The organism is Bifidobacterium mellis (genome assembly GCF_000967265.1).
GTDB classification, from domain to species: domain Bacteria; phylum Actinomycetota; class Actinomycetes; order Actinomycetales; family Bifidobacteriaceae; genus Bombiscardovia; species Bombiscardovia mellis.
In genome coordinates, this window is sequence record NZ_KQ033884.1 from 51,200 (window position 1) to 64,887 (window position 13,688).

Sequence of the window (13,688 nt, forward strand, 5' to 3'; positions counted from 1 at the left end):
ACTCATATTGTCAACTAGGGCCAAAGAAAATAGCGCTTTACCTATATACAATACAATAAATGTGAAATTAAAAACTTTCCGAGGTTGTCGTGATAAGGTCGAAGTCTATATTCACGGTGTTGGCCGATTCTGACCTCATAAATATGTAAGTCATAAGAATTGCAATCCAGTTTTACACCTCATTAACTATGTTGATGTTACTTTTTTATCCAAAGCGGCGATTGGCAACTAGGTAAAAATGTAGAAAAAATGAAACCATCCGACAAAGGAGATTCAATGATTCCGATAGCAAAGCTTCGACAATCCATACTTGATAAAGTGACATGAACATTTTGAGTAAGAAGTGTTGCAAACCATATATTAGGGCCTAGCCTAATGCAGCAGCGAAAGCGCTGAGAATAGTCACGCCACCCAAACCCCATAATACGGTGTTTACGTATGACTGTTTCAATAAGTATGCTTCCCTCCGCTCGATATTATTTTCTGAGTTCAACTTAGCTTTTATAGGGTGGGATTTTTCCCAAATGTCTAGAGCATCCAGTTTCAATTGAATCTTTGCCAAGTCTCGCTTACGCTCCCACCCAATGAACGCCGCAACCACAGTTGCCACTGCGCTTACTAAAATTCCCCCATATTTCAGCCAGTAAGTCCAGCAAGACCAACCTAACGGAATCCCAGCTACGGTCCGCATTCCATAACCCACAACGACAAGAGCGGTTATCACTTCAACAACGCTTCTGAGAGACCATGATTTTGTTATCTCAGGATCCTCATTCGCTACACCCTTATGAAGGTCAAGTATTTTATCTTGAACTGTAATTTGATTTTCTGACAACCCAAAGTTTTTCAGGAACTCATCAAGTTTAGAATTCTTGCTATTATGAGCGGTACATTGGCTTGGTGAGTGTTCACCAGGTCCATTTGCTTTGACCCTTTTGGGTGCTGGAGAGTTTTTGTGTCCGTAGGTCACTATGTAGCTCGTTCTTTTCTTTTCCACTATGCAACGTAATCTATGATATCTATAGAATGTTGCGGTGCAACCTTTTATCTCGCTTAATTACGAATAGTCATATTGGGGAGCAATCTATATCAGAGCAAAGTGTGACCAAGGGTTTAATTGTCGAAGTAATGGTAGATAATAACTATATGGCAGTCTTTCAAGATGTTCTCAATGTTATCGAGAAGTCAATGGCGGCTCAGGTGGAAGGCGGGGAGAGAGCCCGTGGGACGGCCTTTGAGCAGGCGACAAAATATTTCCTGACGCATGACTCCGCATGGGCTCCTCAGTTCAGCAATGTTTGGATGTGGTCGGAGAAGGGCAATCCGCTTCTTACGAATGACGCGCATGGGCAACCGCATAATCTGCCCAGGAATGACACTGGCATCGATCTGGTGGCCCGTGGTGTCGATGGATCGCTGTGGGCGATTCAATGTAAATATGTTGAAACCGAGCACGTTATAGACAAGGCTGATATATCCACATTCTTTACTGCTGCCTTTGCCAGGAAAGTCGAACCCGATCATTTGATTATTGTGCATACAGGGGCAGGTCTCACAAAAACTCTTTATCGGGAGGCCGAACAATTCGGCGCCACCATCATCGATTCAACCGCCTTGGATGGCGATTTTGTCGATTGGACCCCATTCCTTCCCTCAGCGACAGTCAGGAAATTTTCCCCGCGTCCTTATCAGCGCAAGGCGATTGATGATTGCCTTCGGGGATTCGAAACACATGACCGGGGTAAACTAATTATGGCCTGTGGTACAGGCAAGACTTTGACAGCTTTGCGTCTCGCTGAAGAGATGAAGAGCAGACGCGACGAGCGGTACCCAGATCTGAAGAATGCACCTTTCAGAGTTTTGTTCCTGGCTCCCTCCATCGCTTTAGTTTCTCAGACTTTCCAATACTGGACCCATCAAGCGATGGATCGCATGGCAGGTTTTGTCGTGTGCTCAGATGAGACGGCAAACAAACCAAGGGGTGAAGATAACGATGCGTGGTCTTCCTCGGTGCTTGATGTGCCATTCCCGACAACGACCAATGCTGCGACTTTAAAGCGTAATGTGGAAATTGGGAGTATAAAGGCTGGTCTTTCCGTAGTGTTCTCCACCTATCAATCAATACAGACCACGATTGATGCACAGCGCATGGGTATGCCTGAATTTGATCTGGTGGTTTGTGACGAGGCCCATCGCACCGCTGGCACCAGTGATAACAGAGGTAAGACATCTCCGTTTGTTTTGGTTCATAGTGCTGAATTACTCAAATCGAGAAGACGCTTGTATATGACTGCCACCCCGAGAGTTTATGCCGATGCCGCAAAAGACCAGGCCAAGCGTGCTGACTATACAGCCTATTCGATGGATAACGAAGCAGTATTCGGACCAGAATTCCACAGGCTTAAGTTCGGCTCCGCTGTGGAGCAGGGAATACTAAGCGATTATCGCGTATTGGTGCTCGGCGTCGCCCAGGGTCAGGCCTCTGACCTCCAGGAACAAATGACCAGCACGCAAACCATGCGTGATGAGTATGACAAGATCGAGGCTCAGCGTCGTAGATCACGTAAAGCTGATCGCGATACTCTTGCAGAAACGCGCAAGGCCAAGATCGCAGAGCAGGCACAGTCGTTCGCAGGTAAAATTGTTGGTGCATGGAACGGGTTGCTGACCCGAGGAGTGCACACCAACAGTGCACTGGAATCCGTTGATATCGATACGGGATTGGGTGAACAGGTCCAATTTGCTGTGATGGGTAACCAATCTCAGCGGCAATCTGGGGGGGAAACCCGTACTGAAACGGTGCAACCATTACGTAGGGCAGTGGCATTTACGAGGCGTATTGCCGATTCAAAGGCGCTTGCCGATGGATTCAATGATGTAATTTTTCGATATCTTGAGCAGCAGATAAAGAGCGGACATAAAGTTGAAGGGCTTCTGAAAACCAGCGTTAAGCATGTTGACGGCAGTATGCCAGCCCGTAAGCGTAACGACTTGCTTTCATGGTTGGGTGAACCTCCTGATGAAGGCGAATGCCGCATGCTGAGTAATGCGAAATGCCTTACCGAGGGTGTTGATTTGCCGCAGTTGGATGCAGTGATTTTCTTCCAGCCAAGAGCTTCGCAGGTTGATATTGTTCAGGCTGTTGGACGGGTGATGCGCAAGGCTGAGAATAAAAAGTATGGATATATTATCCTTCCGGTCGTTGTTCCTGAAGGTTCTGACGCTAATGACGTGCTTGCGAGCTCCGATTTTGAGACAGTCTGGAAGATTTTGCAATCCTTGCGTTCCCATGATGAGCGTTTGGATGCGCGTATCAATGCATTGAGTTTGCATCGTCAGTCTGAGCAACATAAGCGTCAGCGTAAGCCGGGCAAATCGAACCGTGTAGGCCGGGGTGATTACGTAGACCAGGATGGTATCGATGAGGGGGCACTTAATGAAAAGCATGGCTCTCTGACCACTATGGTGCAGGGTGAGCTAAGCTTTGACAAGCAGATTTCAGAGAATTTCCAAGCAAGACTGGTTCAGAAATGTGGAGATACAGCTTACTGGGATGATTGGGCAGACTCCGTCGCTAAAATCGCGAAGACGACGGTGGAGATTATTAACAATGCCGTCGTTGATGATGCGCAGGTTAGAAGGGCATTCAATATATTCCTAAAAGGACTGCGTGACACTCTAAATCCAGGCATCGACCGAGATGACGCAATAGGCATGCTGGCTCAGCATATCCTTACTGCGCCTATTTTTGATGCGCTGTTCGCACAGCAGAAGGATCAGCAGGGCCGGAGCTTCGTACAAGCCAATCCCGTATCGCAGGCTCTCGAGCCCATTACTAAGCTGCTTGAACCGTTAATTAGCAAGGCCGATCCACAACACGATTTGTCGGAACTCTACGCCCAGGTAAGGCTCTCCGCTTCGGCTGTGCACAGCGACGAGTCCGCCCGTCAGACGCTGGTGAAGAACCTCTACGAGTCGTTCTTCCGCAATGCGTTCAAGGACGACTCCAAGAAGCTCGGTATCGTTTATACGCCCACTGAAATCGTAGACTACATTATTCATGCCGTGGACCGCCAGCTTAGTGAGCATTTCGGAAAGCATATAGGCGATCGGGGCGTTACGATCCTTGACCCGTTTACAGGAACCGGCACTTTCATCGTTGAGCTTCTGCGTTCCGGACTCATTCCTGCTGAGAACTTGCGCTACAAGTATGAGCATGAGATCTATGCGAACGAGATTATGCTGCTCGCCTACTACATAGCGATGGTCAACATCGAATCCGCGTTCTACTCCGTACAGATGGAGCTAGCCAAGTCTGGAAAAGTTGGTGACAAAGGCAACTCGTTCTACGTCCCGTTCCCGGGCGGGGTACTTACTGACACTTTCCAGACTTCGGAAGATAACGACACCATAGACCAGTCAGTGTTCATGGCGAACAGTGAACGTGTGCAGCGTGAGAATGAACAGCTCATCACTGTCATATTCGGTAATCCTCCATATTCTGCAGGCCAAAAGTCAGCGAATGAGAACAACGCCAACGATCACTATGAGACGCTTGATTCGCGCATAGAGGAGAGCTATGTAGCTACTTCATCATCTTCAAACAAGCGTCAGATATATGATTCTTATATTCGTGCGTTCCGCTGGGCTTCTGACAGAATTGCAGGTCCTAATTGCGACGGTAAGGGCATTATAGGGTTTGTGAGCAATGGCGGATGGCTTGACAGCATTGCTTTTAACGGATTCCGCAAGGCTCTATGCAACGAGTTCAGTGATATATACGTATTCAATCTGAGGGGAAATCAGAGAACAAGGGGTGAAGAGTCCCGCAAAGAGGGAGGAAAAGTATTTGGATCAGGATCTAGGTCTACTGTTGCAATAACAGTATTGGTGCGAGATGCCGAAGCCAGGCATCATGGCATTGTTCACTATTATGACATTGGTGATTATCTTTCGCGTGACGAAAAGCTATCGACTGTAAATGAATCGGTAGATGGAGAAAAATTTGAATGGCAGATTCTCGTTCCCGACGAGCATGGCGACTGGTTGTCTCAAAGAGATGATTCCTTTGATAATTACGCTCCTCTTACGCTAGGTAAGCGCCAACGATTGCCGGGTATGTTCACTACGTATTCTTTGGGAGTGGCTACAGGGCGTGATGCATTCTCGTATGGATTTTCAGCAGATACTGTGAACAGCAGTATTCAGAAGCTACTTGACACCTACCGATCAGAACTCAAGCGATGGTCAGCGTCCGGACAAAGCGGGAGGGTTGAAGATTTTGTAGTCCATGATGGCAAACGTATCAAGTGGAATCAATCATTGTTCCAACAGTTTAAACGGGGAAATGCTATTGATTTCTCTCGTCGTTTTTTGGTGCGGAGCGTTTATCGTCCCTTCACGAAACAGTGGCTGTACTATGATTCAAGACTTATTGAGAGGATGTATAAAAATGCGGATTTGTTCCCAATAAATCTGGTAAGTAAAGGGGGTTTCCCTAGTCCGGACGATGTATACAACAGTGCCCCGGTAAAGACGTCTCCTTTGCCTTTTGTCAATCGAGTAATCGATGTTTCTGGTGTTGGCAACACAGGTTTTTCCTGTTTAATCTCGGAAGAGATCACTTGTCTCGATGCAGTGCAAAAGGGTCAGTGCTTCCCCTTGTATTGGTATGAGGCGATAGATGATTCCAGGAAGGTTCCAGAGGGTGAACTTGATCTTGGATATGAATCCCTTCTTAAACCTGGCGACTTGATCGTAAGCGATAGTCAAGGCAAACGGTATATCAGGCATGATGCCATCACGGAGGATACGTTGTGCGTATTCCGTGCTGCGTATCCCGATAATCGTTCTCTGCATGCAGAAGATGTCTCAGTGGCAAAAGAATACATATTCTACTATGTGTATGGATTGCTGCATAGTCCTGAATATCGTGAGCATTTCTCTGCGAATTTGCGCAAGGAATTACCACGAATCCCATTCGCTGCTGATTTCGATACATATCAGCTCGCGGGCCGCCGCCTTGCGGCACTGCATGTAGGGTACGAGAGTATTGAACGCTATGTGAGCACCGACGATGGTCAGGACGGCCGCATAGTTGAGGATTGGTCTGAAGATGCCGACCATTCTGATCCAGGAAGAGTGCAGAAGCTCCAATTCGGACGCACTGCGAAATCTGAAGACAACCCTCAAGGCAAGGACAGGTCGACGATCATCATTAACGATAAGGTCTCCTTGCGAAACATTCCCGAGAAAGCGTATCGATACAAGGTATCAGGCCGGTCGGCTATTGAATGGGTCATGGATCAGTATCGAGTGAAAACCGATAGAGCCAGTGGGATTACTAATGATCCTAACGATTGGGTGCGAGAGAGCGGCAACCCCAGATATATCATCGATTTGCTCGAATCGGTTGTCACCGTGTCAATCGAAACGATGAAGATCGTTGACTCCTTGCCTCCGATTAATGCGCAGGACAGACCCTCATTCTGGCCCCTAGGGTGGTAATAATACTGTGACGTCACAGCAACTCAATCGAACTGGTGCGGGTGAAAGCGCATAAAAGGTGGCGGAGGTTCAAGGTGAATGCCGATTCGTGATTGGACGGGCATGGATATCATAAATTCTAATGCCCGTGTATTCACCCCCCCCCCCCCACCGTAAACTAAAATAGGCGTATCGAGTTTAGATAGCCGTTGTTAACCGATTGTGTTGAAGGTAAGCTGCGTGTCTATGATTTTTTTTGGGGGGGGGGGCGAATAATCTTTTCGGGCTTAACGATTATAAGCTGTCGAAGTACTGCTTAGACCTTATTATTTTTAATCCCTTCAAAGGTATGCCATTTGCTTTTGCGCTTGAGTACATTTCGCTTTTCCGGGTTTTGTCTTCTTTTCGGCATTTGTCGCCGTGATAAGTAACAGTCCACTGCGCTTGTGGATACGCCAATGCCAGCTTGTTGATATAGGGTTTGTCGACGTCTCCTAGTGAGTGGCCTATAACTATAATTTCCTTCACTTGCTTTCCGCTTATCTGCTTTAGAAAGTAGTCGAGATTATCGAGACCTGAATCAATATTTTTCTTAGTAATTTCAATAAGTCTCTGACCCACACTTTCAGCAATGTCGCGTAATTCAGCCTCCACTTCCCGCTGAGAGATATCGGGCTGATTAGGATACGGATCATATTCGGTGCTTTCTATCTGTGAAAGGCCTCTCACTTCGACATCAGACCCATGGCCCACAATAATTTTAGCCGATTTGACAGAACCATGGATATGGCAAATCTGACTTTTTTTAACCCCATACACTTCTTCAAGCAGCATTGTGTAGTTAAAGGTAACAAATAGATCACTTGGCAAGGGCCACTTCGGAATAGGATGAACCCCTTTAAGACTAACGCTGCTGATCCACTCTTTCACATTTTCTGCAATTTCGTCATACACATCAGGACTTATACCTAGGCTACTTGTTAAATTAAGATTTGCGGGTGGAACTGCGCCTCCTGAGTCCGTATCCATTGTGGATATCGTTTGTTCGTAGTTTTCCTTAAGCTGTTCGCATATTTCTTCTACGTTAGGTTTGCCGAGATTGCTTTCTAAATCCGCCCACGGGTGTTCAGGATCGTCAGGATTTTCAAAAATACTTGAGTTCCATAACGCCCCAGCAGAAGAATAGATGAAATCATCCCACGAGGTTGGCAATTTGTGGAGAAGATCAAAACCATTGCCGATAACATAAAGACGTACCATTACCTTCTCCTTATCATCAGTGTACATAGTGTACTGTTAAATTATAGAGAAAAATGGTAGTAAGGTTGAAGCTAATTAACATCGCAGTTGTTCATTCATACCCAACTTACTTTCTAATTAGCCCCCAAAACTACTAGAACCTGAAGAAACCATTAAGAGTCGTTAACGATAGACAGCTAATACTAACTAATCAAAATAGCCAAGTTCAAAACAGAAGTCTTACAACATACTGGTTTACTGATCTGGGATTCTTGAAAGGATAATGGCTGATCATTTCATTGTATAATCCGATACTAAGTTCGATAAAATAGATCTCAATAATAATTTCTTAATATTACTAAATGTTATGGATGATAGCGTTTGGAGATCTTGAGACCGATGAAGCTATAGTGCAAGACTTTTTGAATCAGATAACACAAGTACGGTAGATTGCTGGTAAAATATATAAGCTAGGTGCCTTCTCAAGAGTTACGGACGCTTGCGCTGAGCGATCTAAAATTACGGAGAGATTGACTGCTCGGTGGCGATAGTTGTTTTGTCTTATGCTAATTCTGAAATAGAGTGATTTTATCCTTGCTCGAACGGGTATCTAGAGAAAGGCATGATCCCGAATACTATCAAGATTTATGTTAGCTTATTAGGAATTTGACAATTATATGATAAAGGATATCGACGCCTTAAAAGGGCACGCTTAAGAAGTACTCAATAATTAGCAACCCATATACTTTTTGTGGATAAATTCAATTATTAAGGAGGAAGTAATATGAGTACTCGTCTCGGCGTTGTGGGTATGTTGTTGAATATGCGGTCGTGCTAACAGAACAATAGTTGATGCAAAATAATCTGAGATAAGGAAAATTGGCAATGGAAGAAGCAAGCGTCTCTCGAAAGAGGGAGGCTGTCACAGCCGGAGAGAATTATAGAAGCATTAGAATCTTGGAAATGATAATCTGCTAAGCTTATTCTCTGATCGTCTAAGTCTGTTACGTGTGTAAATGAAGTGGTTAATAATTTTGGCTCCACTTTCCTTATGCATAATTTAGCCTGTTAAGCCTAGTGTCTGGTGTCTTGCACAACAATTCTCTAATATCTGTGTGACACTGCTGCGTGTGTCCTAGCTGGTATTTGGGTTCCGGAAGATGAAAGCAATGAATCTGGTGACGTCCTCAGTTAAGTTTCATTAGTTGATAGATGTCGTACTTGGAAATGCAGTGCAAGTTTATCTATACGTGAAGTTTTGTAGTTGGGCGCAGGGATAAGCTACCTACTTTGGCATGCAACAATATAGGCACACGCGATGTTGTTCGTGATGGAGACGATGAATGCCTACTGTGAATACAGTTGTTAATTATTATGAGAACAGTGTGAATATTGAAGGAGTAGTGTGCTTTCCAACGTTTCAGTCGCGGTCCTGATCTAGTACGTTGTAGCTTTGGCAGTAGAGCCTTATATAGTATAGGTTGTAAAGTGACATGCTTTGATCCACGCCAGTGGCATCAGCAAAGAAAAAATCAGAGTTGTTGCTATTCTCAGCGTATACATATTTTCCTCTTAGACTAATCGGTGTGAGAAGTGCTCTCCCATTTTCGCTCGAGTGCGATAGGACCTCACAAAATCAAGTAGTAGTTCCAGAAAAGTCCTGATGCTTACAGGCTGTCCTCTTCCACGGTGCAAGCTGCCCTCACTTTTCTAGTCCGGCGCACGCACGTTAATGGGCAAGAATGTATTTGCTCCTAGTCAAGTCCTCGTACTCTGTCTAGATCTGACTTGAAGTTGTCGGACCTACCTTCATGACATTAAATGTTCATGGATATTCGGGGGATATAACTTCTCACAGCACTTGATTATTAGGTTTCGTGAAGAATGAGGTATAGGTAGAGATAAAGCATGACTCCGAAACGCTACAGGCAAAGAGTTTGTGGCAAAAAAGAAACTGCCTAGGACTTTGCAGAGGACCTACCTGTGGAGCTAGCCGGATTCGAACCGGCGACCCTCTGCTTGCAAAGCAGATGCGCTACCAGCTGCGCCATAGCCCCGTGAATGTGAAATGAACTTCAACCGCGCAAGAATGCGTGGGCCTGGGAGGACTTGAACCTCCGACCTCATCCTTATCAGGGATGCGCTCTAACCAGCTGAGCTACAGGCCCATGCCGTGTGATCGAAGAATCACACAAATGGATAGCTTACCATAGTGTCCTCTCAAGTCAATCTCGGCGACGTTGCGTCGCGTCTTGGCGGAAGAATGGGGGTTATGAGGCGGAAACGGCGTGCGGAACCAGTCCGATCGGAGCAGCTGGAGGTCGGCGGCGAGACGGTTCTGGTCATCAGGAAGCGGATCGCCAACGTCTATCTGCGGGTCAAGCCGCCTGACGGCCATCTGGAAGTGACGGCGCCGCTGGCCCTGAGCGATGACCGGATTCGTGCCTTTATCGACGGCAAGCGCCGCTGGATCGCAACCACTAGAGAACGTCTGGCCCGCTCGCGCGATGTCTACGCCCAACCCGGAGCCGATGGTCAGCTGTCGCCGGACCGGTCCGAGGCCGAAGCCAAGAGAGTTCTCCAGGATCGGCTGCCGACTCTGCTGGATCGGTGGGTCCCTGTGGTAGGTCGCCGGCCTGAGCGCATCAGTCTGCGGAAGATGAAAACCCGCTGGGGTTCCTGCACCCCCGCCACTGCCAGCATCCGGCTCAACACCGACTTGGCCTGGCTGGATCCTGACCTGCTGGAGTATGTGTTGGTTCATGAGCTGACCCACCTCTACGAGCACGGTCATGGCTCGGGCTTCCGTGCGCGGATGGATCACTATATGCCTGACTGGACCGAGCGCCGTCGTCGTCTTAACCGCTATCTGGCTTTGTGACCCGCAAAGCTTAGACGTCTGAAGTTATGACTTCGAGATCCATGACTTCTAGATTCATGACTCTTGGAGTCATACACTCCTCATGAGTCCTGAACTTGTGGACGGGGAGCTTGTAAATTACGAACCTGTGGCATAATCCGTGCTGATGATTTCGCGCCCGAACCCCTCCTGGGCCATCTGGTGCGAAGTTGGATTGATTTTTGATTGTCCTGTCTATCATGATCTAACCTGACTATGCGGTCTGATTCAGCCCGATTTGGCTTTGATCTATTCAGATTCAACTAATCTGCCATTGATTCGTTCTGATCCTACTTACTCAAGCCTGGTGTAATGCACCACATTTGTCATCGAAGACCGACGGGAGACTGCCGCAGCCCAGGCTGGTGCGCTAGCGTTAAAGAAGAGGGGCGATCCTGCAGCAGTTAGGCAGGCTCCCTGCGACTCGGAGGCGCGTGTGGAGCCGATCCGGGGCAATAGATCATGAAGGAGCAGTTGAAATGACGGAATCCAAGAAGACAATCAAGCGTGCCGTGGTGACCGGTGCTTCCAGCGGCATCGGCCAGGCCAGTGTGCGGGCCTTGGTGGACAAGGGCTGGAAGGTGGTTGGCCTGGCCCGGCGCGAGGACAATCTCAAGGCCCTGGCCGACCAGCTGGGCCAGAACTTCACCTATGAGGTCTGCGATGTGACCGACGAGGACTCCACTCAGGCGGCCGTCGATGCTGTGCTCAAGGGTGGGCCGGTCAAGGCTCTGGTCAACTGCGCCGGCGCAGCCTTCGGCAAGGACCCGGTGGCTACCTCCAGCCTGGACGACTGGCGCGGCATGTACGAGCTGAACGTCATCGGCACCCTGCGGGTCATACAGAAGCTGCTCCCGGCCCTGAAAGAGTCGGAGGGCACGGTCCTGGTCATCTCCTCGACGGCAGGCATTGAGCCCTACGAGGGCGGCGGCGGATACTGCGCCTCCAAGGCGGCGGAACGGGTCATGGCCCGTATTCTGCGGCTGGAGCTGATCGGTCAGCCGGTGCGCGTGGTCGACATCGCCCCGGGCCTGGTCCACACCGACGAGTTCTCCCTGAAGCGGTTCGGCGGGGACAGTGACCGGGCCGATGCGGTCTACGCCGGGGTGCCCGACCCGCTGACCGCCGACGACATCGCCGGATGCGTCACCTGGGCCCTGGAGCAGCCCGACACTGTGGACATTGACCAAATCGTGGTCCGTCCCCGGGCCGAAGGCTCCTACACCAAGCTTTACCGTCGCAACTGAGCCTGGTAAGGGACCGATGCTGTCAAAACTGATTCTGTCAGAAACCGAGCTTGGCAGGTTGATTCCGGCGGGAACTGGGTCTGGCAGAGGTTGGGTCTTGGTAGCTAAGCCTATGTGTGCCTGGCGGAACGCAGCCGACCGGGAATGGTGCCCACGGCCACGATGAGCACGGACAGGACCGACCCTGCCAGCACGCCCAGCAGGGCTGATTCCAGGTGCGGTGATCCGGCGAAAGCCAGGTTGGCGATCAGGAAGGACATGGTGAAGCCGATTCCGCAGAGCTGGCAGAGGCCGATCATGTTCCCGGTCGTGGCGCCGGCAGGTCGCCGCAGCCCCAGATGACTTGCCAGGATCACCATGGTCATGATTCCCAGGGGTTTGCCCAAGGCCAGTCCCAGCGTGGTGCCCCAAAAGACCCCGTCAGTCAGCAGTCCGGGTCCCAGCTGATCCAGGGGGATGGACAGCGAGAAGAAGGCGAACACGGGCAGGACCACCAGGGCGCTCAAGGGCGTCAGCAGGCGATCCAACTGTTCGGCAGGCGATGATGTCTGGACGTGGCTCGGCTCAATCCCTGCTGTCTCGGTCCCGGAAGGTCCTGCTTCGTTCGACCTGGCAACAGGGGTCAAGAGGCCCATTGCCACTCCCGCCAGCACGGGGTGGATTCCAGCCTTGAAGAGGCCGTACCAGGCCAGCAGACCGCCCGCAAGGGCGCCCAGCAGGAACAGTGGTATCAAGGGTCGCCAGAGCCGGAAGGAACGGCTCGTCGCTCGGACTAGCAACGTCCAGACCACAAGACCGACCAAGCAGACAAGCAGCCAGCCCGGTTGTCCCAAGCTGGAGTAGCCCAGGGCGATCAGCAGGACACCGATTAGGTCGTCGAAGATGGCCAGGGTCATCAAAAACGCCTGCAAGGCGGGTCCGGCCTTGGGCAGGAGCAGTTGCAGAGCCGCCAGGGAGAAGGCTACATCGGTGGCCGTTGGGACAGCCCAGCCGCGCAACCCGGCAGGGGAGCCCAGGTTGAACAGGCAGTAGATCAGGATCGGAACGGCCACACCGCCCAGAGCGGCCAGCATGGGCAGCAGGACCTGCCTGTGGTCGCGCAGAGTGCCCGTGGCAGCCTCCTGGCGCAGGTCAAGACCCATGGTCAGGAAGAATATGGTCAGCAGCCCGTCCTGTACCCAGTCCTTCAGGGACAGCTTCAGTCCACCGGGCAGGTCCAGAGGAATCCAAGCGGCAAGAGCGTTCAGCCCCGGCCCGGTCTCTGGCAGGTTGGCCAGGATCAGCCCGGCCAGGGCGCAGACCATCATGAATAGTCCGGTGATCCGATCATTTTCAGCCAAGGATGACAGAGCGGCGAAGAAGTTTGAAGGATGGAGTCGGTTGTGTCGGTCCCTGTCAGATCCACCCTGCCCACGCTGTGGATTTGATGGTTGGGCATTCGATGACTTGGAATCCGACGGTCCGGAATTCGGTTGGGGGTCTGATGACCGGGAATCCGACTGCCCGGGATTGAAGGGTTTGAGATTCTGTTGCGAATTCGAATCGTCGTAATCCTGACGACGTGGATTGACAGAGAATGCTGGGAATGTAGGCGTGGGCGGCATGATGCTCCTGGTCGGGCGGGTAGGGTTCGGTCTTCCATGGCCGACCAGTCTTCCCGGCGTGAGGCGGCGCCCGGCCGTCTCCCAAGTGTCAATTCTATCCTGAAGCCCAGCAGTCTATCTCGGTTAGAGAAAATGCCGGCGGCCCTGCACCTTTCACGATGCAGGGCCGCCGGCATACCGCTTATCGGAGCGGTGATGAGCTCTCAGAACTCA

The 13,688-nt window shown here is 50.0% G+C and carries 6 protein-coding genes and 2 tRNA genes; 3 read left to right on the forward strand and 5 right to left on the reverse strand.

Features of this window, described 5'->3' with window-relative positions; genetic code table 11:
* Positions 1–367 precede the first annotated feature (367 nt).
* The gene (locus tag JF70_RS08915; protein WP_156149538.1) at positions 368–997 is read right to left on the reverse strand and encodes a hypothetical protein; all 630 of its coding nucleotides are present in this window, start codon (positions 995–997) and stop codon (positions 368–370) included.
* 104 nt (positions 998–1,101) lie between these two features.
* Here JF70_RS08915 and JF70_RS00155 point away from each other — a divergent pair, with 104 nt between their 5' ends.
* Entirely contained in the window at positions 1,102–6,507 is a 5,406-nt protein-coding gene (locus JF70_RS00155; RefSeq protein WP_197069067.1) for a type ISP restriction/modification enzyme, read from the forward strand.
* Positions 6,508–6,780: 273 nt separating this feature from the next.
* Here JF70_RS00155 and JF70_RS00160 read toward each other — a convergent pair whose 3' ends face one another.
* The 3 genes from JF70_RS00160 to JF70_RS00170 all read right to left on the reverse strand — a co-directional run bounded on the left by JF70_RS00160 (position 6,781) and on the right by JF70_RS00170 (position 9,893).
* Positions 6,781–7,773 (reverse strand): bacteriophage abortive infection AbiH family protein, encoded by a 993-nt coding sequence (locus JF70_RS00160; protein ID WP_082069291.1) that lies wholly within the window; start codon positions 7,771–7,773, stop codon positions 6,781–6,783.
* 1,936 nt (positions 7,774–9,709) lie between these two features.
* A tRNA-Ala gene (locus JF70_RS00165) sits at positions 9,710–9,782 on the reverse strand.
* 37 nt (positions 9,783–9,819) lie between these two features.
* Positions 9,820–9,893, reverse strand: a tRNA-Ile gene (locus JF70_RS00170).
* 104 nt (positions 9,894–9,997) lie between these two features.
* Between JF70_RS00170 and JF70_RS00175 the strand changes: the two genes are divergently transcribed.
* Together JF70_RS00175 and JF70_RS00180 are read left to right on the forward strand one after the other, a co-directional pair.
* A complete protein-coding gene (locus JF70_RS00175) occupies positions 9,998–10,606 on the forward strand; it encodes a M48 family metallopeptidase (RefSeq protein ID WP_045934824.1) in 609 nt (202 codons plus the stop codon).
* Positions 10,607–11,103: 497 nt separating this feature from the next.
* Positions 11,104–11,871 (forward strand): SDR family oxidoreductase, encoded by a 768-nt coding sequence (locus JF70_RS00180; RefSeq protein ID WP_045934825.1) that lies wholly within the window; start codon positions 11,104–11,106, stop codon positions 11,869–11,871.
* A gap of 110 nt (positions 11,872–11,981) precedes the next feature.
* Here JF70_RS00180 and JF70_RS00185 read toward each other — a convergent pair whose 3' ends face one another.
* Entirely contained in the window at positions 11,982–13,211 is a 1,230-nt protein-coding gene (locus JF70_RS00185) for a Na+/H+ antiporter NhaA (RefSeq protein ID WP_197069068.1), read from the reverse strand.
* Positions 13,212–13,688 lie beyond the last annotated feature (477 nt).

Coding starts and splice junctions, on each gene's coding strand:
- JF70_RS00175 (WP_045934824.1), top strand. CDS start 9,998: ATGAGGCGGAAACGGCGTGCGGAACCAGTCCGATCGGAGCAGCTGGAG.
- JF70_RS00160 (WP_082069291.1), bottom strand. CDS start 7,773: ATGTACACTGATGATAAGGAGAAGGTAATGGTACGTCTTTATGTTATC.
- JF70_RS00180 (WP_045934825.1), top strand. CDS start 11,104: ATGACGGAATCCAAGAAGACAATCAAGCGTGCCGTGGTGACCGGTGCT.